The sequence below is a fragment of the Streptomyces yunnanensis genome (assembly GCF_029011865.1).
In the GTDB taxonomy this organism is placed as follows: domain Bacteria; phylum Actinomycetota; class Actinomycetes; order Streptomycetales; family Streptomycetaceae; genus Streptomyces; species Streptomyces yunnanensis.
The window spans coordinates 1,380,401-1,402,582 of record NZ_CP095749.1 but is presented as its reverse complement, the minus strand read 5'-3'; the positions used below and the strand labels follow the sequence as shown (position 1 = coordinate 1,402,582).

Genomic DNA, 22,182 nt, shown 5'->3' with positions numbered 1-22,182 from the left:
TCGCACGCACCAGACGCCGCGAGGCCCGCCCTCCAGGCGAACGACGGGAGTTTGACGACAGGCCCTAGGCTGGTCGGATGCAGGAGCAGTACCGGACGCTGGCCCGTGAGGGTGTCCACGAGATCGAGATCAACAAGTCCCGCTTCCTCTGTGCGCTCGCGCCGGTCGCGACGGAGGCGGAGGCCCAGGACTTCATCGCGCGCGTCCGCAAGGAGCACCCGACCGCCCGGCACCACTGCTTCGCGTACGTCCTGGGGGCCGACGGCGGGGTGCAGAAGGCCAGCGACGACGGCGAACCGGGCGGTACGGCCGGGGTGCCGATGCTGCAGATGCTGGTCCGGCGGGACGTGCGCTATGTGGTCGCGGTGGTCACGCGGTACTTCGGCGGCATCAAACTGGGGGCGGGCGGTCTGATCCGTGCCTACGGGGGTGTGGTCGGCGAGGCGCTGGACGCGCTGGGCACGGTCACCCGGCAGCGGTTCCGACTGGTGACGGTCACCGTGGACCACCAGCGCGCGGGCCGGCTGGAGAACGACCTGCGCACCACGGGGCGGGCGGTGCGCGAGGTGACCTACGGGGCCGAGGTCCACATCGAGGTGGGGCTGCCGGAGGCGGACCTGGAGGGCTTCCGGGCCTGGCTGGCGGACACCACGGCAGGGACGGCCCGGTTGGAGCTCGGCGGGGAGGCGTACGGGGAGGTGTAGGCGGCGGCCGGCCGCCCGGTGGCCGACGCCGGGGTGCGGCGGGTGCGGGTTCGGTCCGGGCCGGTGCGCGGCGGTGGTCGGCGTGTCAGCCTGGGGTCCCGCGGAACGGGCCGCGGCCGGTGTGCGCGCCGGCAGGGGAAGGGGCTTGACGGGTGTCGGACCTGCTGGGGGAACGGGCGGGTTTCGTCCGCCGGATCGGGCTGTTGCAGGCCATCGCGATCAACATGAGCCAGATGTGCGGCATCGGGCCGTTCGTGACGATCCCGTTGATGGTGGCGGCGTTCGGCGGGCCGCAGGCGGTCATCGGGTTCGTGGCGGGTGCGGCGCTGGCGCTGGCGGATGGGCTGGTGTGGGCGGAGTTGGGGGCGTCGCTGCCGGGGGCGGGCGGCAGTTATGTGTATCTGCGGCAGGCGTTCCAGTACCGGACCGGGAAGCTGATGCCGTTTCTGTTCGTGTGGACGGCGATGCTGTTCATCCCGCTCGGGATGTCCACCGGCGTGATCGGCTTCGTGCAGTACCTGGGCTATCTGTGGCCGGGGATGAGCCAGGCGCAGGGGGACGCGGTCGGACTGGCCGTCACGGTCGGCATCGTGGTGCTGCTCTGGCGCCGGGTGGAGCGCATCGCCCGGCTCACCGTCGTGCTGTGGACGGTGATGATCGCCGCCGTCGGCCTGGTCGTCCTCGCGGCGTTCACCCACTTCAGCCCGGAGCGGGCCTTCACCTATCCCGCGCACGCGGTGGAACTGACGTCCAGTCACTTCTGGGTGGGGTTCGCCGGCGGACTCACCATCGGCATCTACGACTACCTCGGCTACAACACCACCGCCTACATGGGCGCCGAGATCAAGCGGCCCGGCCGCACCCTGCCGCGGGCCATCCTCTTCTCCATCCTCGGCATCATGGCGATCTACCTGCTGCTCCAGATCGGCACCCTCGGCGTCGTCGACTGGCGCGAGATGCTCGACCCGCACAGCACCGCCGGCTCCTCGGTCGCCTCCGCCGTCCTGGAACGCGCCTGGGGCCGAACCGCCGCCGAAGCCGTCACCGTGCTCATCCTCGTCACCGCCGTCACCTCCGTCATGACCGGGCTGCTGGGCGGCTCCCGGGTCCCCTACGACGCAGCCCGGGACCGGGTGTTCTTCCGCCCGTACGGCACGCTGCACCCCCGCCACCGCTTCCCCGTCCTGGGGCTGCTGACCATGGGCGGCATCATGGCGGCGGGCTTCCTCCTGGGCCGGCACACCGACCTGACGACCGTCATCCAGCTGCTCACCACGGTGATGGTGCTGGTGCAGGCGCTGGCCCAGATCGCGGCGGTCACCGTGCTGCGGCGCCGGCAGCCGGCGCTGCGCCGCCCCTACCGGATGTGGCTCTACCCGCTGCCGAGCCTGATCGCGCTGGTCGGCTGGCTGGTGATCTACGGCTACGCGGACCGCAACGCCCCCGGCCGGCACCCCGTCGAATGGTCGCTGGCCTGGGTCGCGGCGGGGCTGGCGGCGTTCCTGGGATGGGCCCGCCACGAGCGGGAGTGGCCGTTCGGGCCGAAGCGGATCAGCGAGGAGTACCTGCGCGGGACGGACCCGGACGCGGCGGTGGCCGGGGCGGGGACTCCGCTGCCCCAGCCCGATTGACCGCACCGTCCAGCCGCGGTGGTCGACGGTCGGGTCAGCCGTCGGGGAGGTCGATGCGGCGGGTCGTTCCCGGGGCGACGGTGAACGGCCGGCCGCGCAGCCGGACCCGGACCGCGGCGTGCGCGGACTCCGGCACGGTGATCCGCACCCGATCGGTGCGGATCCGCAGGTCGATGTCCCGGTGGCGGCGGTAGCGGATCCGCACGCCGAACTTGGAGAGCTGGGGGAGCGGCGCCGGATCCAGCCACAGGGCGCGCTCCCGGGTCTCCAGGCCGGTCATCCCGCGCTGCACGAAATCGAGGGTGCCGGCCATCGCGCCCAGGTGGATGCCCTCCGCGGTGGTGCCGCCCTGGACGTCCGCGATGTCGCCGGTGAGCGCCTCCGCGCAGTACGTCCAGGCGTCGTCCCGGCGCACCCGCGCCAGCACCCAGGCGTGGACCACGGCGCTCAGCGTCGAGCCGTGGCAGGTGCGGTGCAGATAGTGGTCGACGGTCGCCCGCCAGACGTCGTCGTCGAGGAGATAGCCCAACTGGCCGAGCATGCCGGCCAGTTCGGAGGGCGAGAAGAGATAGCCCAGCATCAGCACGTCGGCCTGTTTCGACGCCTGGTAGCGGTTGACGGTGTCGCCCTCCGCCTCCAGGATCCGGTCCAGCCGCCGGATGTCGCCGTAGCGGGCGCGGTAGCCCGCCCAGTCGAGCTCGGCCAGCTGCCCGTAGCCCGCGAACTGGCTGATCACGCCGCGGTGGAACGGCACGTACAGCCGGTGCGCGAGGTCGTCCCAGTGCTGCCGCTCGTCGTGGGACAGCTCCAGCCGTTCGAACAGCGGCCGCCGGCGCCCCTCCGGCAGCGTCCGGCACAGGTCCAGCGCCCGGGTCAGCACCCAGGCCGCGGTGACGTTGGTGTAGGCGTTGTCGTCCAGGCCCGGCCGGTCGGCTTCCGGATAGCCGTCGTGGTACTCGTCCGGGCCGACCACCCCGCGGATGCGGTAGCGCTCCAGCGCCGGGTCCCAGTCCGCGCTCGCCGCCCAGAAGCGGGCGACCTCCAGCAGCATCTCCGCGCCCTTGGTGTGCAGGAACGCGGTGTCGCCGCTGGCCTGCCAGTACTGCCACACGTTGTAGGCGATCGCCGAGCCGACATGGTGCTGGAGGTGCGAATGATCCGGCAGCCAGCGGCCCGAGCGCGGGTTGAGGTGCAGCCGCTGGGTCTCCTCGCGGCCGTCGCTGCCGCTCTGCCACGGGTACATCGCGCCCGCCCGACCCGCCTCGCGCGCCGCCCGGCGGGCCGCCGGCAGCCGCCGGTGCCGGTAGTCCAGCAGCGCCCGGGACACCTCCGGGAAGTGCAGGTTCAAGAACGGCAGCACGAACAGCTCGTCCCAGAAGACGTGCCCCCGATACGCCTCGCCGTGCAGGCCGCGCGCCGGCACCCCGACGTCGAGTCGCGCGGTGTGCGGGGAGAGGGTCTGCAGCACGTGGAAGACGTGCAACCGCAGGATCCGGCCGGCCTCGCCCGGGACGTCCAGCCGCACCTGCCGCCACAGGTGCTGCCAGGCGCGGTGGTGCGAGGCCAGCAGCCGGGGGACGGCCGGGGCGCGGCGGACCGTCTCCAGGGCGGCCGGGAGCGGTGCGGTGCGGGCCCGGTCCCGGGAGGTGTGCAGCGCCACCGTCTTGTCGACGGTGGCCGGGGTGCCCGGCCGGACCGGGACGGTGAGCACCCGCCGGGCCGTGCGGGCCGCGAGGGCGGTGCGGGCGGTGCCGCCGCGCGGCGCGGCGCGGATCCGGGCGGCCAGCGCGACGGTGATGCCGGAGGCGATGGTCCGGCAGCGCAGCCAGTACACGCCGTCGTCGGCGGAACCGGTCTCCCAGTCGGTGAGGTGGGCGTCGGCCAGCTCGCGGTACCGGGCCACCCCGGTGTTGCGGACGTCGCCGTCCAGCCCCGCCTCGACCTCCACCTCCCCGGCCCAGCCCTGGGCGGTGAACACCGCGCGCTGGACGGCGAGATCGGGCTCGGCCATGTGCACCAGACGGCGTTCGGTGACGGTCAGCCGCCGGCCGGCGCCGTCCTCGTAGGACGACCAGCGGGTCAGCGTGCCGCGGCGCAGGTCCAGCGTCCGGCGGTGGCCGGTGAGCTGCGGGTGGTCGGGCGAGAGCCAGGGGCCGGGTCCGTCGGCGTCCGCCGGGCGGATGCGGTAGCGCAGCGGCAGCCAGTCGGGCAGGTTGACCAGGTCCTCGTTCTCCACTCGGCGGCCGGCGACGGTGGAGGTCAGCCGGTTGTAGACGCCGGCCGCGTAGGTGCCCGGGTAGTGCGCGGGGCCGCACGGCGCCTCCGGGGCTGCGCCGCGGGTGGCGAACCGGCCGTTGCCCAGCGTGCACAGCGCCTCCCGCAGCCGCTCCTCCTCGGGGTCGTACCCCTCGTACGTCCAGGTCCAGGCCGGCGCCGTCATGGGGCCGTCCCGGGGGCCAGCAGATCGCCGGGGTCGGCGACCACCACATCGGCGCCGTGCCGGCGCAGCGCGGCCGCGTGCCCCGGGGTGCCGCTCCGGTCGACGCCCACGACCAGACCGAATCCGCCGCGCCGGCCGGCCTCGACCCCGGCGGTGGCGTCCTCCACCACGGCCGCCTCCCGGGGCGGCACGGCCAGCCGCCGGGCCGCCTCCGCGAACAGCGCCGGGTCCGGTTTGCCCGGCAGTCCCAGCCGCGCCGCCTCGTTGCCGTCCACCACGGCCCGGAACAGCCCGAGCAGTCCCGCCCGGGTCAGCAGCTCGGTGGCGTGCCGGGACGCGGACACCGCGGCACAGGGGATCCCCTCCCCGCGCAGCGCGTGCACCAGCCGCACACTGCCCGGCCACACGGCGGCCCCGCGCTCCCGCAGCAGCGCCCGGAACACCTCGTCCTTACGGGCCGCGACCGCCGCCACGGTGCCGGTGCCCGGTGCGTCACCGGGGGAGCCGGGCGGCAGCGCCAGCCCCCGGGAGGCCAGGAACGCGGCGGCGCCGTCCAGCCGGGACCGGCCGTCCACGTGCCGGAGGTAGTCGTCGACCGGGTCGAAGGGCCGCTGGCCGCCCGCGGCCGCCAGACAGGCGTCGAACGCCTCCTGCCAGGCCGCGGCGTGCATCCGCGCGGAGTCGGTGAGCACCCCGTCGGTGTCGAAGACCACGGCCCGCACCGGACGCAGACACGCGGCCAGCGGTGACGCGGCGGACATGACGGGTCCCTTCGGCATTCCTTCATCACACTCGCCCCTCCATGGCACCACGGCATCCGGTCCGGGGCCGCTCGGATGCGCCCGCGGGCCCTGGCGTGCCCCCGGTGCCGGGGCACACGATGGAAGTGGGCCACCCGGCGCCCGCCCCGGCACGGCCACGGCCCGAGCGACGGAAGGCGGTGGGGACCATGGAACTCCCCCTGGTCGTAGGCGTCGACGGATCGGACGCCGGGCTGCGCGCCCTGGACTGGGCGGTGGACGAGGCGGCGCTGCACGGACTGCCGCTGCGCCTGGTCTACGCGTCCCGGTGGGAGCGGTACGAGGGGGTGGCGCCGCAGGAGAGCGCCCCCGAGGAGCAGGCGATGGCCGACCGGGTCGTCGCCTCCGCCGCCGACCGCGCCGCCCGCCGCAACCCCGAGGTCGAGGTCACGGTCCAGGTCCTGGCCGACGACCCGGTCACCGCGCTGCTCCGCGAGGCCCCCTATGCCTCCGCGGTGGTCCTCGGATCCAAGGGGCGCGGGGAGTTCGCCGATCTGCTGCTGGGTTCGGTGAGCCTGTCGGTGGCGGCCCGCGCCGGGCATCCGGTGGTGGTGGTCCGCGGCGACCGGGCCGGCCTGGAGAGCGGCCACGACCGGGTGCTGCTCGGCGTCGGCGACACCGCCAAGGGCTCCCCGGCCGTCCGGTTCGCCTTCCGGGAGGCCGAGGCCCGGGGCTGCGCCCTCGACGCGATCCGCGCCTGGCGCTGCCCCGCCTACGAGACCGCGGACCGCGACGGGCGCGCCGCAGGACCCGAGCACCACTACGAGCAGCAGGCGTCGGCGCTGGTCGACGCGGCGGTGGCGGAGGAGGTCGAGGCGCACCCGACGGTGCACGTCCGCCGCACCACCGTCGAGGGCCCGGCGCACAAGGTGCTGGTCCGGCGGTCCGCCGCCGCGGACCTGCTGGTGCTGGGCGCCCGCCACCGGCACGGCCACTTCGGGTTGCAGCTCGGCCGGGTCGGGCACGCCGCGCTGCACCACTCCGCCTGCCCGGTCGTGGTGGTCCCGCGCGGCTGACGCCGCGGCGCCACCCGCGCGCTCCGGTCGTCAGGCGAAGTGGTCGTACGGCGCCAGCACCGCCCGCTCGATCCGTCGCCGCACGTGCCCGGCGAGGGTGGCCAGCGGAGTGGAGGTCGACGGCACGACCGGGACCGGCGACCGGATGGCCCGGGCCGACGCCGGCAGCTCCGCGAGGTCGGCGGTCAGCCGGGCCCGGGCGTCGGCCAGCGGGGTCCGCGGCGCACAGCGCACCCCGTCGCGCATCAGCGTCTTCAGCAGCGCCACGCTGCCGGCCGGCGCCGGCTCCTCGGCCAGGCCGATCACATCGCGGCAGCCCGGGTGCCGGAAGACCTGTTTCCGGCCCGGCGCGGTGACCTTCTCCGACGACAGCTTCATCACCGGCCGCCCGTCGTAGGCGACGAGCTTGTACGCCGAGTCGAGAGACGGCGCGTCGGCGCTCACCCCGACCCGGGTACCCACCGCGAACACGTCGATCGGCGCCCCGGCCCGCACCAGGTCATCCACCGCGAACTCGTCCAGCCCGCCGCTGGCCACGATCCGCACCCCCGGCAGCTCCGCCCGGTCCAGCATCGCCCGGGCCCGGACCGCCAGCGCCCCCAGATCGCCGCTGTCCAGCCGGATCGCCGACCCCTCGGCGCGGCCCAGGGCGTGCAGCACCCGGGCCGCCGCGGCCACCCCGGAATCGACGTCGTAGGTGTCCACCAGGAACGTCACCGGCCCCGGGTGGGCCCGTGCGAAGGCGGTGAAGGCGGCCTCCTCGTCCTCGAACACCTCGATGTAGGAGTGCGCCATGGTGCCCACCACCGGCAGGTGTTCGGCGTGCGCCGCCGCCACGTTGCTGGTCCCCGCGAAACCCGCCATCGCCGCCAGCCGGGCCGTGCGCAGGCCCGCCTCCACCCCGTGCGTCCGCCGCAGCGAGAAGTCCACCACCGGCCGGCCGCGGGCCGCCAGGACGCACCGCGTGCACTTGGCGGCGATGGCGGTCTGGTGGGTGATCCGGTTCAGGACGAGGGTCTCGACCAGCTGGGCCTGCGGCAGCGGCGCGGTGATCTCCAGCAGCGGCTCACCGGCCAGCACCACCCGGCCCTCCGGCACCGCCCGGACCTCCCCGGCGAACCGCAGGCCCAGCAGCGGCGCCAGGTCCGTGGTGGGCCGGTGCAGCGCCTCGGCGAACACCTCGATGTCGTCCGGCCCGATCCGGAAGCGCGAGAGGTGGTCGAGCACCTCCTCCACCCCCGCGGCGACCAGGAACCCCCGGTCGGCGGGGAGTTCCCGGACGAAGCAGCTGAAGGTGGCCGGCCGGGTCAGGCCCTCGCGCAGATACGACAGGGCCATGGTCACTTCGTACAGGTCGGTCGTGGTCGGACCGACCGTCGTCGCATCCGGCATCGCCGGCTCCTTCCCGGGCCGGGCCGCGCCGGCGGACCTGGGGCCGTGCGGCTCGGCGGCCGGCCCGCGGGCGGTCTCAGGCCAACTCGTCCGCCCAGCCGTAGAGGGTGCGCCGCTCGTGCCCCGGCGGTGCGGCGCCGACGCCCGCCAGGTCGTGGTCGGCCAGCCGAATCAGCTGACCGGCGAGGTCCTTCATCGCCCGCCCGGCCGCCAACTCGTCCCCGATCACCGGGACGTCCGGGTCCTCGGGATTGCACCGGGCCCGGCCGTGCCCGGTGAGCGACCGGGTCCCGGTTTCCAGCTCCACCCGCGCCCGCGTCGTCCCGTCCTCCTCGGTGACGATCAGCCGGACCGGCCACTGGGTGCTCTTCGCCATGGCTCACCTCCGCGGTGTCCTGCGGGGGCCGCGCCGGACCGCGCCACGGGCCCGCCCGGCGCCCGACGCCCCTGCCACCATTGTTGGGAGAAACCGCCCGGGGCGCCTGTCCGTGCGGGCCGCTCACTCGTGCGGCACGATCGCGACCGGGCAGGGCGCGTGGTGCACCGCGGCCTGGACCACGTGCCCGATCCTCGGGGCCGGGAAGCGCAGTTTGTGCCGGCGGCCGACGACCAGCAGCGCGGCGTCCGCGGCGTCCCGCAGCACCGCCCGGGTCGGGCTCTCCACCTCCACCCGGCCGTCCACCGTGACCTCGGGGAACTTCTCCCGCCACGGCCGCAGCGCGGCCAGCAGCTCCTGCCGGGCGTCCGTGGCCGCCTGCTGCGCGGCGACCGGCTCGACCCCGCCGCCCCGGTTGTAGGCGTACGACGGCAGGCGCCGGCCGTGCACCACGCGCAGCGGGACGCCCCGCCGGGCCGCGCTCTCGAACGCGAACGCCAGCAGTGCCTCGCAGGGCTCGTGCAGGCTCAGCCCGGCCGTGACCGGGGCGTCCGGGGCCGGCTCGGAGGCGCCCGGGCGGGCCCGGACCAGCACCGTGGGGGTGCGGGTGTGCGCCACCACCTGGAGGCCGATCTCGCCCATCGTGTACCGGGCCAGCGCGCCCAGGTCCCGCGAGCCCAGGACCAGCAGCGACGACTGGTCGGCGGCCTCCTCCAGGGCGGCCAGCGGGTCCTTGGCCACCAGGGCCTCGTCCACCGGGAGGTCCGGGTGGTGGTCCCGGACGGCGTCCCGGGCGTCCCCGACGATCCGGTGCGGCCAGTAGTTCTGGTCGTCCTCGGGGGCCGTCCCGGGCTCCGGCTCGGGTGCCAGCAGCACCCAGGCGTGCAGCAGCCGCAGCCGGGCCCGCCGCAGCTCCGCCTCGCGCGCCGCCCACAACACGGCGGCCGTCGCCTCGGGGGTCCCGTCGACGCCCACGGTGACCACGTCCTGCATGACCTCACCTCGCTCCGGTCCGCGCACCGCTGACGGGGACAGCGGCGTGCCGCCCTTCCAGTCTCCGTCGGACCGGCGACCGGCACCGGCCGGACGCCGAGGGACCGGGGGGACCGGGGGACCGGGTGGGCGTCGGAGGGGCAGGCCCTCCGACCGGTGCCGTCGGTCCGCCGAGATCGGCGGGTCCGCGCGGGCGCGCCGGGGTCGGCGGAACTCCTCGATCCGGTAAGGGAGTTCGGGGCGGCGGCCGGGGTGGGATCCGGCGTGCCGCCGTCGTTGCGTATGTGCCGGGTGCGTCCCGTCCGCGCGGGGCGGGGCGGGGAAAGTGACGGGGCGGTGTGACGGGCGACCGGGTCCTGGCCCGCCTGATGGGCCTGGCGGCCGGCCGTGCCTGACCCCACCGGCTTGCGGTATCCCCGGTCGAGGCCGGTGACGGCGGCGGGGCGCACAGCGGCTAGGGTCTGTCCGATGGGTCAGGGTCGGATAGGCCACGGCGTCTGGTGCGGTCCCTGGTCCGGGTCCGCAGCGTCTGGCCGTTCGCCCCGAGGGCGGACCGGGGCCGGCCGCGGACGGCGCACAAGGAGCGGAGAACATGCAGGTCGGAGCGGTGCCGCGGTGAGATTTCTGCATACCTCCGACTGGCACCTGGGCCGGTCCTTCCACCGTGTGAACCTGCTCGCCGCCCAGCGCGCGTTCCTCGACCACCTCGTCGAGACCGTGCGGGCCCGCGACGTCCAGGCGGTGCTGGTCGCCGGCGACGTCTACGACCGGGCGGTGCCCCCACTGGCCGCCGTCGAACTCTTCGACGACGCCCTGCACCGGCTGGCCGGGCTCGGCGTGCCGACCGTCATGATCTCCGGGAACCACGACTCCGCCCGCCGGCTCGGCGTCGGCTCCGGACTGCTCCGGCAGGCCGGCGTCCACCTGCACACCGACCCCGCCGACTGCGCCACCCCCGTCCTCCTGGAGGACGCGCACGGCCCGGTCGCCTGCTACGGGCTGCCGTACCTCGAACCGGCCATGGTGCGCGACACCCTCGGCGCCCCGCGCGCCGACCACGCCGCGGTGCTCGGCGCGGCCATGGACCGGGTCCGCGCCGACCTCGCCACCCGGCCCGCCGGCACCCGCTCGGTGGTGCTCGCGCACGCCTTCGTCACCGGCGGCGCCGCCAGCGACAGCGAGCGGGACATCACCGTCGGCGGGGTCGCCTCCGTCCCCGCCGCGGTCTTCGACGGCGTGCACTACGCGGCGCTGGGCCACCTGCACGGCAGCCAGACCCTCACCGAGCGGATCCGCTACTCCGGCTCGCCGCTCGCCTACTCCTTCTCCGAGACCGACCACCGCAAGTCATCCTGGCTGATCGACCTCGACGCGGACGGCGCCGTGCGGGCCGAGCGGGTGGACTGCCCGGTGCCGCGCCCGCTGGCCCGCATCCGGGGCCCGCTGGAGCAGCTTCTCGACGACCCCGCGCTGGCCCGGCACGAGGACTCCTGGGTCGAGGCCACGCTCACCGACAACTCCCGCCCGGCCGAGCCGATGGCCCGACTCGGCAAGCGCTTCCCGCACACCCTCAGCCTGGTCTTCGACCCCGACGAGGCCCCGGCCCGCCCCTCGGCCTCCTACGCCCAGCGGCTGCGCGGCCGCAGCGACCAGGAGATCGCCGAGGACTTCGTCGCCCACGTCCGCGCCGGCCGCGGCGCCGACGACGCCGAACGCGCCGAACTGCGCTCGGCCATCGACGAGGTACGGACCACCGACGCGGCCGCGGAGGTGGCGCGATGAGGCTGCACCGGCTGACCCTGACCGCCTTCGGCCCGTTCGCCGGCACCCACACCGTCGACTTCGACCGGCTCGCGCAGGACGGCCTCTTCCTCCTGCACGGCCCGACCGGCGCGGGCAAGACCTCCGTCCTTGACGCGGTCTGCTTCGCGCTCTACGGATCGGTGCCCGGCGCCCGGCAGAGCGGCCAGGCGCTCCGCAGCGACCTGGCGGACCCCGCCACGCCCACCGAGGTCGTCCTCGAACTGACCGTCGCCGGGCGGCGGTTGGAACTCACCCGGCTGCCCGAACAGCCCCGCCCCAAGAGGCGCGGCACCGGGACGACCAGGGAGAAGGCGCAAAGTCGCCTGCGGGAGTTCGCCCCCGCCCCGGACGGCGACCCGGCCGCCGGCGAGTGGCGCGCGCTCAGCCGCTCCCACCAGGAGATCGGCGAGGAGATCGGGCAGCTGCTCGGCATGAGCAAGGAGCAGTTCTGCCAGGTGGCGCTGCTGCCCCAGGGCGACTTCGCGCGCTTCCTGCGGGCGGACGCGGAAGCCCGCGCGCGGTTGCTCGGCCGGCTCTTCGACACCGGGCGGTTCGCCGCGCTGGAGGACCAGCTCACCGCCCGCCGCAAGGCCGCCGCCGACCGTGTCGTGGCCGGCGACGAACGGCTGCTCGCCCTCGCCCACCGGATCGCCCAGGCGGCCGGCGACCTCCCGGACCTGGTCGACCCCGCCGTCCCGGCACCGTTCCCCCAGCTCTCGACTCCGTTCGAGCGGGGAAGGCCCCACTCCCGGGTCGCCGTGCCCGCCCAGACCGGGCCCGCCGGGCGCGGCGCCCGGACCACCCGCGGCACCGCACCGGCCCGCCCGGTCGACGCGGACGGCGCCGTCGCGCCCGGCCCGGGCGAACCCGGCTTCGCCGACGCGGTACTGGCCCGCGCCGCCGTCGCCCGGGTCGGCGCCCGCGAGCGCCTGGAGAACGCGCAGGTCGCGGTGGCCGCCGCCGAGGCAGCCGAGGACACCGCGGCCGGGCGGCTGGAGCGGGCCCGTGAGCGGGACCGGCTCCAGCGGCGGTACGCCGACGCCCGGCAGCGCGCCGACCGGCTCGCCGCCCGCAGCGACGAACACGACCGGATCCGCGGGCAGTTGGAGCGGGCCGGGGCCGCCGCCGAGGTGGCCCCCGTCCTCGCCCTTAGGGACGCCGCCTGGCGGGAGCTGACCGCCGCCCAGGACGCCGAGCGGCGCCACCGCGCCCCGCTGCCGCCCGTCCTCGCGGACGCCGGGGGCGACCAACTCGCCACGGAAGAGCGGGAGTTGCGATCCACCCTCGGCTCCCTCGGAGCCGCCCGGCGGGCCGAGCGCCGCGCCGCCGACCTCGTCCGGGAACGCGCCGACCTCGACCGTGAGGCCCGCGCCGACGAGCAGACGCTGCTGGACGCCGCCGAGTGGCTCGCCGACTGGGACACCGCCCGCGCGGCCCACCAGCGCCGCATCGACGACGCCCAGGCGGCCGCCCAGCGTGCCGAACAGCTCGCCGGACAGCTCGACCTGGCCGCCCAGCGCCTCGCCGCCGCCCGCCGCCGCGACCGGCTGGCCGCCGAACTCGTCGAGGCCGAGCGGCGGGTGCTGGCCGCCCGGGAGCGCGCCGCGACCGCCCACGAGCACTGGCTGGACCTCAAGGACCGGCGGCTGCGCGGCATCGCCGCCGAACTCGCCGCCAATCTGACGGATGGTCAGGCGTGCGCGGTGTGCGGGTCCACCGCCCACCCGGACCCGGCACGGGCCGGCGCCGGCCACGTCGACCGGGCGACCGAGGAGGCCGCGCAGGCCGACCACCGCCGCGCCGAGGACGCCCGCCGACAGACGGAGGACCGCCGCCAGTCCGTCAAGGAGGCACTGGCCGCGGCCACCGCGGCGGCCGGCGACACCCCGACCGCCGAACTCGCCGACCAGGTCGAGCGGTTGACGCAGGAGGCGGCCGGCGCCCATGCCGCCGGCGCCGCACTGCACGCCGCCCGCGAGGCGTTGGCCCGCGCCGAGCGGGAGTACGAGCGCCGCCGCGACGACCGGCAGCGGGCCGAGCGCCGGGCCGCCGCCCGCACCTCGCACCGCGAGGCCCTGGACCGCGAGCGGGCCGCGCTGGAGGCCGAACTGGCCGAGGCCCGCGGCGACTGCGCCAGCGTCGCCGACCGGGCCGCCAGGCTGGAGCGGCAGGCCACCCTGCTCGCCGCCGCGGCCGAGGCGTCCCGCACCGCCGCGGCCTGCGCCGAGCACCTCAAGGAGGCCGACGCCAGGCTCTCCGACACCGCCTACCGCGCCGGCTTCGCCACCCCCCAGGACGCCGCCGACGCGCTGCTCCCGGACGCCGTACGCCGGGCGCTCCAGCAGCGCCACGACGACGCGCGGGCCGAGGCCGCGGCCGTCGCCGCCGAACTGGACCGCCCCGAACTCCGCGCCGCCGCGGCGCTGCCCCCCGCCGACCCGGACGCGGCCCGCACCGCCCACCAGGCCGCCGCCACCCGGCTGCGCACCGCCACCACCGCCCTCGCCGCCGCCCGGGAGCGCTGCGCCGCCCTCGACCGGCTCTCCGCCGACGCAGCGACCGACGCCCGGGAGCTGGCCCCGCTGCGCGCCGCCTACGACCGGATCGCCCGCCTCGCCACGCTCGCCGCGGGCACCTCCGTCGAGAACGAACGCCGGATGCGGCTGGAGTCCTACGTCCTGGCCGCCCGCCTCGAACAGGTCGCGGCCGCCGCCACCGCCCGCCTGCACCGGATGTCCGGCGGCCGCTACACCCTGGTGCACTCCGACGAACGCGCCGGCGGCGCCCGGCGCTCCGGCCTCGGCCTGCACGTCATCGACGCCTGGACGGGCCAGGAGCGGGACACCGCCAGCCTCTCCGGAGGCGAGACCTTCTTCGCCTCGCTCGCCCTGGCGCTCGGCCTCGCCGACGTCGTCACCGACGAGGCGGGCGGCACCCGCCTGGACACCCTCTTCATCGACGAGGGCTTCGGCAGCCTCGACGAGCAGACCCTCGACGAGGTCCTCGACGTCCTCGACGGCCTGCGCGACCGCGACCGCAGCGTCGGCATCGTCAGCCACGTCCCCGACCTCAAGGCCCGCATCCCCGCCCAACTGGAGGTCGTCAAGAACCGCACGGGCTCCAGCGTCCGCCACCGGGTACCGGCGGGGCCCTGACGGCCCGGACCGGGCGCCCGTCGGGCGCGCCCCGTGGGGTCAGGCGCTCACCGGCCGTGGGGGCAGGGGGGAGGAGTAGACCACGCTGGTGGACACCTCGCCGAGTGTGCCGATGCGGCCCGACACCTCCTCCAGGTGCTTCATCGACCGCGCCGCGACCTTGATGAACAGGCTGTTCTCGCCCGTGACGTGGTGCGCCTCCAGGATCTCCGGCAGGTCCGCCGCCAGGTCCCGGAACGACTGTCCGGTCTCGCCGGAGTGTCGCAGCCGGACGAACGCCAGCACCGGCAGCCCGATCCGCTCCGGATCGATCACCGCCGCGTACCCGGAGATCACCCCGGCCTCCTCCAGGCGCCGCACCCGTGCCGAGACCGCGCGCGGTGACATGTTCACCGCCCGCGCCAGCTCGGCGTGGCCCGCGCGCCCGTCGTGCTGGAGGACGTCGAGGATGCGCCGGTCGGCGGCATCAGGGGAGTATCCGGTCATCCCCGCTGTCTAGCAGGGGAGCCGCCGGCAGAGCAAGGGTTTCCCGGGCACCGATCGGGAGGGCCCACGGCCGGTCAGGGGTGTCGGCGCGGGTCCGGCGGGGCCGCCGCCAGTGCCCGGTACAGCGGACCCGGGTCCGCCCCCGCGGGCAGCCCGCTGACCTGGCCGTCGCCCACCTCCACCACCCAACCACACCCGCGCCTCGCCCACCGTCCGGTCGAAGTCCTCGAAGGCCCGCAGCACCACGCCACCGGTCAGGAACTCCGCCTGGAGGGCGACGAACCGGCCGACGACCGCCGCCAGCCGTGCCGTGTCGGCGGCGTCCGGGACGTAGGCGGCCTCCGCCCACTCGTGCTTGCGGGACTTGACCCAGTCCTTGACCACGACCGGGCGCGGTCCGTCCGGGCCGCCGAGGGAGGCGGCGCGGCGGGCCAGCGCGGTGGGCTCCGGCGGTCGGCCGGGGGCAGGGTCGGCGGTCATGACGGCGGAGCCTACGGACCGCCGCGGCCGGCCACAACGGGGTTGTGGCCGGCCGCGGGAGCGTGTGTCCCGGTCAGAGCGCGGAGAGCTCGGTCAGCAGGTCGTCCAGGCCGAGCGAGCCCTGGGACAGTGCCGCCATGTGCCACGCCTTCAGGTCGAAGTCCGCGCCGTGCCGGGCCCGGGCGGCCTCCCGCCCCTGGAGCCAGACGCGCTCGCCGAGCTTGTAGCCGATCGCCTGGCCGGCCATGCCCTGGTAGCGGATGATCTCGCTCTCGACGAAGTCTGCCGGGCGGCTGCTGTGCGCGGCCATGAACGCGTGCGCCAGCTGCGGCGTCCAGCGCTCGCCGGGGTGGAACGGGGAGTCGGCCGGGATCTCCAGCTCCAGGTGCATCCCGATGTCGATGATGACCCGGATCGCCCGCATCATCTGCGCGTCCAGATAGCCCAGCCGCCGCTCCGGCGTGGTCAGGAAGCCCAGCTCGTCCATCAGGCGCTCGGCGTACAGCGCCCAGCCCTCGGCGTTGGCGCTGACGATGCCGACGGTCGTCTGGTAGCGCGAGAGGTCGTCCGCGACGTGGACCCACTGCGCCAGTTGGAGGTGATGGCCGGGCACGCCCTCGTGGTACCAGGTGGAGACCAGGTCGTACGCGGGGAAGCGGGTCTCGCCCATGGTCGGGAGCCAGGTGCGGCCGGGGCGGGAGAAGTCCAGCGACGGCTGGGTGTAGTAGGGGGCGGCGGCGCTGCCCGCCGGGGCGATCCGGGACTCCACCCGGCGGACCCGCTCGGCGAGTTCGAAGTGGGTGCCGTCCAGCGCGTCGATGGCCTCGTCCATCAGCGACTGGAGCCACTGCCGGGTCTCCTCGACGCCCTCGACCGCCTCACCGTGCTCGTCGCACCAGGCCAGCGCCTCCCACGGGGTCTTGGCGCCGGGCAGCACCTTCTCGGCCTCGGTCTCCATCTCGGCCAGCAGCCGGTGGAACTCGGACCAGCCGTACGCGTACGCCTCTTCCGGGTCGGTGTCGGCGCCGTTGTAGTAGCGGGCGAGCCGGGCGTACCGCTCGCGGCCCACCACGTCCGACGCGCCCTCGATCGCCGGGGCGTAGACGTCCCGGAACCAGTCGCGCAGCTCCACCAGGGCGCCGGTGGCCACCTCGGCGGCGGCGTCCAGTTCGGTGCGCAGCGACTCCGGGCCGGGGGCGGTGAAGTCGGCGAACCAGCTGCGGTCGGTGCCGATCCACTCGCCGAGCTGCCCGATGACGGTGGTGACCTGGAGCGGACCGGCGGGGAGGTGCTTGTCCAGGCCGGCCTGGAGGGCGGCGCGGTAGCCGGCCAGCGCGGCCGGTACGGCGCGCAGCCGCTGGGCGATCGCCGCCCAGTCCGACTCGGTGTCGGCGGGCGTGAGGGTGAGGGCCTCCCGCACGTGGTGCGGCGGCGAACTGAGATTGCTGACCTGGCGCAGCCCCTCGCCGGCGTCGTGGACCGCGAGTTCTGCGGTGAGCCGTTCGCGCAGCAGCCGTGCGCAGACCTTCTCGGCGGCGCTGTCCGCGCCCGGCCGCGCCTCGGCCCCGGCGAGCCTGTCCAGGGTCGTACGGGCGAGCCGGGCCACTGCCTCCTGGCCCTCGGGCGAGAAGTCGGGGAGCTTGCCGGAGCTCTCGGCGACACCGAGGTAGGTGCCGGTGATCGGGTCCAGTTCGACGAGGGCGTCGACGTAGGCGTCGGCGACCTGGCGGGGCAGCGGACCGCCCGCGGGGGAAGTGGTGTTGGACATGCGGGCCATCCTCGTACGGATCGGCCCGCCGCGTCACCAACATTCCGGCGGACGTTCCTGTCACGGCCGGTGCCGAGCCCGCCCGGCACCGGCCGCGGTGGGACGGTACGGGGCCGCCGGGGCGTGGACGGCGTCGGCTCCGGTGGGCCGTGCCCGCGCCGGGCTCAGCCGTGCCGGGAGCCGTCCCGCAGCCGGAGTTCCGTACGGTCCTCCCGGAGCGTGGGGACGCCCGTCGGGCGCGCGGTGATCACCAGTGTGCCCTCCTCGATCTGGTAGTCGAGCGGCAGCCCCAGGCCGCGCATCGCCGCGACCATGCCGGTGTTGGACGCCTGGGTGATCGCGTAGACGCTCTCGTTGCCGGCCTCGGCCGCCATCGCGACCAGCCGCCGCAGCAGCTCGGCGCCGATGCCGCGCTGCTGCCAGGCGTCCTCGACCAGCAGCGCCACCTCGGTCTCCTCGCCGTCCCACAGCAGGTGGCCCAGGGCCACCAGGCGCCCGGAGGCCGTCTCCACGGCGAGCGTGCGGCCGAACCGCGGGCTGAGCAGGTGGCCCAGATAGCGGTCGGCGTCGCCGACCGGGCCGTGGTAGCGCTGCGCCAAAGTCCGGTCCGAGCAGCGCTGGTGCATGGCCCGGGCGGCGGCCAGATCGCCGGTGTCGGCGCGACGGACGGTGATCGCGTTGCCCTCGGGCAGGGTGAGCACATCACGCCGCGGCGGCACGCGCTGGCCGAGCCGGGCGTCCAGCTCGACCAGCGCCCGCACCCGGGCGAACTCGGTGGGGGTGAACGGCAACTGCGGCCTTTCGATGGTGAGCGAGCCCCCGGAGGGGTCGCGGAACTTCATGGTGTGCTCCTCCAACACTCCTTCGGCGGGCACCTCTTCGGCCAGCGGCTGGCCGGTCAGCGACCGGGCGGGCACCGAGTGGATGGTGCAGCGGCCCAGCAACTGCCGCAGCGCCAGGGGGAGTTCGGCGGAGTCCAGGGCCGTGCGGGTGGCCAGGCTCAGCATCCGGGTCGGCGCGTCGACCAGGTCGTGTGCGTCGGCCCGCTCCAGCCAGCTGTGCGCGCCGCCGGCGCCGGCGACCGTACGGGTCAGCTGCGCGGGCGCCAGGCCGGCCGGGGCGCGCAGCAGGAACTCGTCGACCGTCCCGTCGGACAGCGGGTGGGTCTGGAGGCTGAGGATGTCCACCCGCAGCGCGGCCAGCGCCGTGGACAGGGCGGCGAGGCTGCCCGGCTCGTCCCGGACGGTGGTCCGCAGCCGCCACAGCACCGTCTCGCGGGCGCCGCCCTCGGGGGCCGGCGCGGCGGACCGGGCGGCGCCGTCGGTCGCCGTGGTATCCGGTGGTGGTGGGGCGTGTTCATGGCGACGTGCCCACCAGATGTGGAAGCCCGTCGTGGCCAGCAGGGCTACCGCCATGGTGCACAGCAGCACCGGGCCCGACGGGCCGTGGGCGATGGTGTTGGCGACGGCGTCGGCCACCGCCACGGCCGTGAACAGGGCGGCGAGCTCGACGGCGTCCCGGCGCCAGTGGTGGCGCCGGGCGGAGCGGGCGGAACGGGCGGTGGTCGTCTCGGTCATGCGGACAGCCTCGCCGACGGGTGTTGCCTGGTCGCCAACACCTTGTGTCGCACGGGTAAAAGACGCAATTGGCGCATTGGCCTCTACTGTCCTACCCGTCCCGGTTGTAGCGACTTGGTAAACAAGACCTCTCCACCCTCCTGACGCAGCCGCACCGTCAGCTCCCCGCTTCCCCCGTCGATATCGACCTCGCCGAAGTACTGCGGACTCTCCGCCGGGGAGACGTTCGCACGGTCCGGTGCCTTGATGAACGGCTGCTCGGGCCCGAAGGTTCCATCGAGTTTCACGGCCGGGAAACCGCCCGCGTGCAGCGGCCCGGACACGAATTCCCAGAACGGCTCGAAGTCCCCGAACGCCGCCCGCTCGGGTGCGTAGTGCTGCGCCGAGGTGTAGTGCACGTCCGCGGTCAGCCACAGGGTGCCGGTGATCCGCTGGTGCTTGATGTGCCGCAGCAGCTCGGCGATCTGCAGCTCCCGTCCCAGGGGCGCCCCGGGATCGCCCTGCGCCACCGCCTCGAAGTTCGCCGGGCCGTCCGTGACGACCAGCCCCAGCGGCATGTCCGAGGCGATCACCTTCCACACCGCCCGCGAGCGCGACAGCTCCCGCTTGAGCCAGCGCAGCTGCTCGGCGCCCAGGATGCCCTGCGGGTCGTCGGTCTGCCGATCGGGGGAGTTGGCGTTGCGGTAGCGCCGCATGTCCAGCACGAAGACGTCCAGCAGCGGACCGTGCCGCAGCACGCGGTACACCCGTCCTCGGGCGTCCGGCCGCAGCGTCCGGATCGGGAAGTACTCGCTGAACGCGCGCAGCGCCCGCGCGGACAGCACGTCGACGTCCTTGACGCGGTACCGGTCGTCCTCCAGCAGCTGGCCCGGATACCAGTTGTTGTGCACCTCGTGGTCGTCCCACTGGGTGATCGTGGGCACCTGGGCGTTGAACCGGCGCAGGTTCTCGTCCAGCAGGTTGTAGCGGAACGCGCCCCGGAACTCCGCCAGCGTCTCGGCGACCTTGGACTTCTCCTCCGTCGTGACGTTCCGCCAGATCCGCCCGTCCGGCAGCGTCACCCGCTCCTGGATCGGGTTGTCGGCGTAGATGTTGTCGCCGCTGCACAGGAAGAAGTCCGGGTTGCGGCGCCGCATGTCCTCGTAGATCCGGTAGCCGCCGAGCTCGGGGTTGATGCCCCAGCCCTGCCCGGCCAGATCGCCCGACCACAGGAACCGCACGCCCTCCTGCCGCCCACCACGGCCCCGGCTCTCGGGCGCCGTGCGGAACGTGCCGGCCACCGGCTCCCCGGCGCGCTCCGGGTGGTCCGGATCGGCCAGCAGCACCCGGTAGTGGATCTGTTCACCGGCCGGCAGCCCGTGCAGCGCGGTCACCCCGGTGAAGTCCGTACCGGGCCCCAGCAGCGGCCCGTGCCACGTACGGGCGCCCCGGAACGACTCGGTGGCCGCGGTCTGCACCACCATCCGGGCCGGCCGGTCGGACCGCACCCACACCAGGCCCGACGACGCGGTCACGTCCCCGGCCTGCACTCCCCAGGAGGCGCGCGGCCGCCCGCCGTGTACCAGTGCCGGGGCGGCCGCCGCCGACGCGGCCCCGGTCACCGCGGGAAGCGCCAGCGCCGCGGACCCCGCCGCCGCGCCCTGAAGGAGCGACCGTCGCCCGAAGCCGCCGCCGGAACCCTGCGCCATCTCGCACCTCCGTGATGCGTCCGATCTCGTCACGCCCTGTTCGTATCGCCGCCCGATGCCGGAGGGGCGAACTCCCGGTGAACACCGGTCCTCAGGGGCGTGGACCGGGACCAGCGTCGCAGGACCGATGACCGATCGCCAGGAACCGGCCCGAACCCCTACGGTCCGATGACACGCCGCCGCACGGCGGCCCCATGGAAGGCGACACCCATGCCGGCCCTCGGCCCCGCACCCCTCCGTCTCGCCCGCCCGTCCCACGACCTGGCCGCCGCCGGCCACTTCTGGCGCGACGGGCTGGGCCTGCACGAGCTCTACCGCCACACCTCTCGGGAGGGCGAGCACTCCCTGTTGATGCTGGGGTGGCCGGACGCCACCTGGCACCTGGAACTGACCCTGGACCCCACGGGAGCGCCGCGCCCGACACCCACACCGGACGACCTCCTCGTCCTCTATCTGGGCGGGCCGGTCCCCTACGACCTGGTCGCCCGCCTGGAGCGCTGCGGCGGCACCCGCGTCCCCGCCCACAACCCCTACTGGGACGAGTGGGGTGTCACCATCGAGGACCCCGACGGCTACCGGCTGGTCCTGTCCACCCGCGACTGGAGCAACACACCAGCCCCCTCCGCGTCCTGAAAACCCCTCCCCGGGCGGTGTGCTGAGGGCCAGCAGGACCGCCCCAGACGCGCCGCCGCAACGGCACCGGCCCCAGGGCGCCGCCCCGAGGGCGACCCCACCGACCTCTCCCGCGCCGCACCCGGCGCCGGGTGAGACGAAGCCAACACCCGCAAAGCGCCCGTCGGATGGCGTTCGCGCTGGACAACCCACCGCCCGCCCGCTGGGATGGAACGGTGCCGACCGATCCCGCCACCGACGCCACCGCGGTCTTCGAAGCCCACCGCCCGCTCCTCCAGGGCGTGGCCTACCGCATGCTCGGAAGGGTGGCCGACGCCGAGGACGTCGTCCAGGACGCCTGGCTGCGCTGGGCGGACGCCGACCGGACCGAGGTGCGCGAACCGCGCGCCTACCTCGTCCGGATCACCACCCGGCTGGCCATCGACCGGCTCCGTCAGGTCCAGTCGCGCCGCGAGTCCTACGTGGGGCCCTGGCTGCCCGAACCGCTCCCCACCGACTTCCTGGCACCTGGTCGGCCCGCCCCGGACACCGCGGAGCGGGCGGTGTTCGCCGAGACCGTCACCCTCGCCGTCCTCGTCGTCATGGAGGCGCTCTCCCCGTTGGAGCGCGCGGTGTTCGTCCTGCGCGAGGCGTTCGGCTATCCGTACGCGGAGATCGCCGCCGTCCTGGAGCGCAGCGAGGCGGCGGTGCGTCAACTGGCCGGCCGGGCCCGGCGCCACGTGGAGGAGCGCCGACCGCGCTTCGACGTCGACCCGGACCGGCAGCGCGAGTTGACCGAGCGGTTCCTGTCCGCCGCGGCCGGGGGCGACCTCGACGGGCTGCTGAGCCTCCTCGCGGCGGACGCCAGGCTGGTCGGGGACAGCGGCGGCAAGGTCAAGGCCCCGCTGCGGATCATCGAGGCCCCCGACAAGATCGCCCGGTTCTTCATCGGCATCGTCCGGACTTCCCCGGCGGGCCTGGAGCTCCGCTTCCTCGAACTCAACGGCGGCATCGCGCTGCTGACGCACTTCGACGGAACCCCGGACTCGGTCTTCCAGCTCGACATCCGGGACGGCCGGATCCAGACGCTCTACGTCGTGCGCAACCCGGACAAGCTGGCGTCACTGGCCCACTAGGTCATCCGGCCTCCCCTCCAACTCCCGCCCCGGTTCGACGAGTTCCCTCCGTGCCGGATGCCGTGCCCGATGCCGTACCGGATGCCGTGCCGGCAACCCCGGGAACGCGTGTCGCTCGGCGCGTC

At 75.3% G+C, this 22,182-nt stretch carries 16 protein-coding genes and 1 pseudogene; 7 read left to right on the top strand and 10 right to left on the bottom strand.

The annotated features are described in order from the left end of the window. The first annotated feature begins 77 nt into the window (after nt 1–77). Nucleotides 78–704, top strand: a complete 627-nt coding sequence (locus MOV08_RS06025; RefSeq protein WP_275306617.1) for a YigZ family protein — start codon at nt 78–80, stop codon at nt 702–704. Between the two features lie 152 nt (nt 705–856). Then, the gene (locus MOV08_RS06020) at nt 857–2,335 is read left to right on the top strand and encodes an APC family permease (RefSeq protein ID WP_275306616.1); all 1,479 of its coding nucleotides are present in this window, start codon (nt 857–859) and stop codon (nt 2,333–2,335) included. A gap of 34 nt (nt 2,336–2,369) precedes the next feature. Here MOV08_RS06020 and MOV08_RS06015 read toward each other — a convergent pair whose 3' ends face one another. Together MOV08_RS06015 and MOV08_RS06010 are read right to left on the bottom strand one after the other, a co-directional pair. Then, nucleotides 2,370–4,775 carry a glycoside hydrolase family 65 protein gene (locus MOV08_RS06015; RefSeq protein WP_275306615.1) on the bottom strand — a complete coding sequence of 802 codons (2,406 nt, stop codon included), beginning with the start codon at nt 4,773–4,775 and terminating at the stop codon, nt 2,370–2,372. Then, nucleotides 4,772–5,536 (bottom strand): HAD family hydrolase, encoded by a 765-nt coding sequence (locus MOV08_RS06010; RefSeq protein ID WP_039630115.1) that lies wholly within the window; start codon nt 5,534–5,536, stop codon nt 4,772–4,774. The genes MOV08_RS06015 and MOV08_RS06010 overlap by 4 nt, the downstream gene beginning before the upstream one ends. 188 nt (nt 5,537–5,724) lie before the next feature. Here MOV08_RS06010 and MOV08_RS06005 point away from each other — a divergent pair, with 188 nt between their 5' ends. Beyond that, nucleotides 5,725–6,591 carry a universal stress protein gene (locus MOV08_RS06005; RefSeq protein WP_275306614.1) on the top strand — a complete coding sequence of 289 codons (867 nt, stop codon included), beginning with the start codon at nt 5,725–5,727 and terminating at the stop codon, nt 6,589–6,591. Between the two features lie 30 nt (nt 6,592–6,621). Here MOV08_RS06005 and MOV08_RS06000 read toward each other — a convergent pair whose 3' ends face one another. The 3 genes from MOV08_RS06000 to MOV08_RS05990 form a co-directional block, all read right to left on the bottom strand. Beyond that, on the bottom strand, nt 6,622–7,983 hold the full coding sequence (locus tag MOV08_RS06000) for a nicotinate phosphoribosyltransferase (RefSeq protein ID WP_275306613.1): 1,362 nt from the start codon (nt 7,981–7,983) through the stop codon (nt 6,622–6,624). A 76-nt stretch (nt 7,984–8,059) separates the two neighbouring features. Continuing rightward, a complete protein-coding gene (locus MOV08_RS05995; RefSeq protein ID WP_275306612.1) occupies nt 8,060–8,359 on the bottom strand; it encodes a DUF1876 domain-containing protein in 300 nt (99 codons plus the stop codon). 123 nt (nt 8,360–8,482) lie between these two features. Next, entirely contained in the window at nt 8,483–9,352 is an 870-nt protein-coding gene (locus MOV08_RS05990) for a universal stress protein (protein ID WP_275306611.1), read from the bottom strand. Nucleotides 9,353–9,967: 615 nt separating this feature from the next. On the opposite strand from MOV08_RS05990, the gene MOV08_RS05985 reads away from it, so the two are divergent. Beyond that, nucleotides 9,968–11,134, top strand: coding sequence for an exonuclease SbcCD subunit D (locus MOV08_RS05985; RefSeq protein ID WP_275306610.1), 1,167 nt, complete (start codon nt 9,968–9,970; stop codon nt 11,132–11,134). Beyond that, on the top strand, nt 11,131–14,310 hold the full coding sequence (locus tag MOV08_RS05980) for an AAA family ATPase (RefSeq protein ID WP_275306609.1): 3,180 nt from the start codon (nt 11,131–11,133) through the stop codon (nt 14,308–14,310). The genes MOV08_RS05985 and MOV08_RS05980 overlap by 4 nt, the downstream gene beginning before the upstream one ends. A gap of 39 nt (nt 14,311–14,349) precedes the next feature. On the opposite strand, the gene MOV08_RS05975 is transcribed toward MOV08_RS05980, so the two are convergent. From MOV08_RS05975 to MOV08_RS05955, 5 genes and pseudogenes are all read right to left on the bottom strand, one after another. After that, nucleotides 14,350–14,796, bottom strand: a complete 447-nt coding sequence (locus MOV08_RS05975; protein ID WP_039630100.1) for an Lrp/AsnC family transcriptional regulator — start codon at nt 14,794–14,796, stop codon at nt 14,350–14,352. A 74-nt stretch (nt 14,797–14,870) separates the two neighbouring features. After that, nucleotides 14,871–15,261: pseudogene (locus MOV08_RS05970) on the bottom strand (ATP-grasp domain-containing protein); the annotation flags it as partial. An 88-nt stretch (nt 15,262–15,349) separates the two neighbouring features. Further along, the gene (locus MOV08_RS05965) at nt 15,350–17,044 is read right to left on the bottom strand and encodes a DUF885 domain-containing protein (RefSeq protein ID WP_275306608.1); all 1,695 of its coding nucleotides are present in this window, start codon (nt 17,042–17,044) and stop codon (nt 15,350–15,352) included. A gap of 164 nt (nt 17,045–17,208) precedes the next feature. Further along, a complete protein-coding gene (locus tag MOV08_RS05960) occupies nt 17,209–18,621 on the bottom strand; it encodes a GNAT family N-acetyltransferase (RefSeq protein WP_039630098.1) in 1,413 nt (470 codons plus the stop codon). Between the two features lie 83 nt (nt 18,622–18,704). After that, nucleotides 18,705–20,309, bottom strand: a complete 1,605-nt coding sequence (locus tag MOV08_RS05955) for an alkaline phosphatase D family protein (RefSeq protein WP_039630097.1) — start codon at nt 20,307–20,309, stop codon at nt 18,705–18,707. 210 nt (nt 20,310–20,519) lie between these two features. On the opposite strand from MOV08_RS05955, the gene MOV08_RS05950 reads away from it, so the two are divergent. Further along, nucleotides 20,520–20,942 (top strand): VOC family protein, encoded by a 423-nt coding sequence (locus MOV08_RS05950; RefSeq protein ID WP_275306607.1) that lies wholly within the window; start codon nt 20,520–20,522, stop codon nt 20,940–20,942. Nucleotides 20,943–21,157: 215 nt separating this feature from the next. Next, nucleotides 21,158–22,057 (top strand): RNA polymerase sigma-70 factor, encoded by a 900-nt coding sequence (locus MOV08_RS05945; RefSeq protein ID WP_039640229.1) that lies wholly within the window; start codon nt 21,158–21,160, stop codon nt 22,055–22,057. The last annotated feature ends 125 nt before the right edge of the window (nt 22,058–22,182 follow it).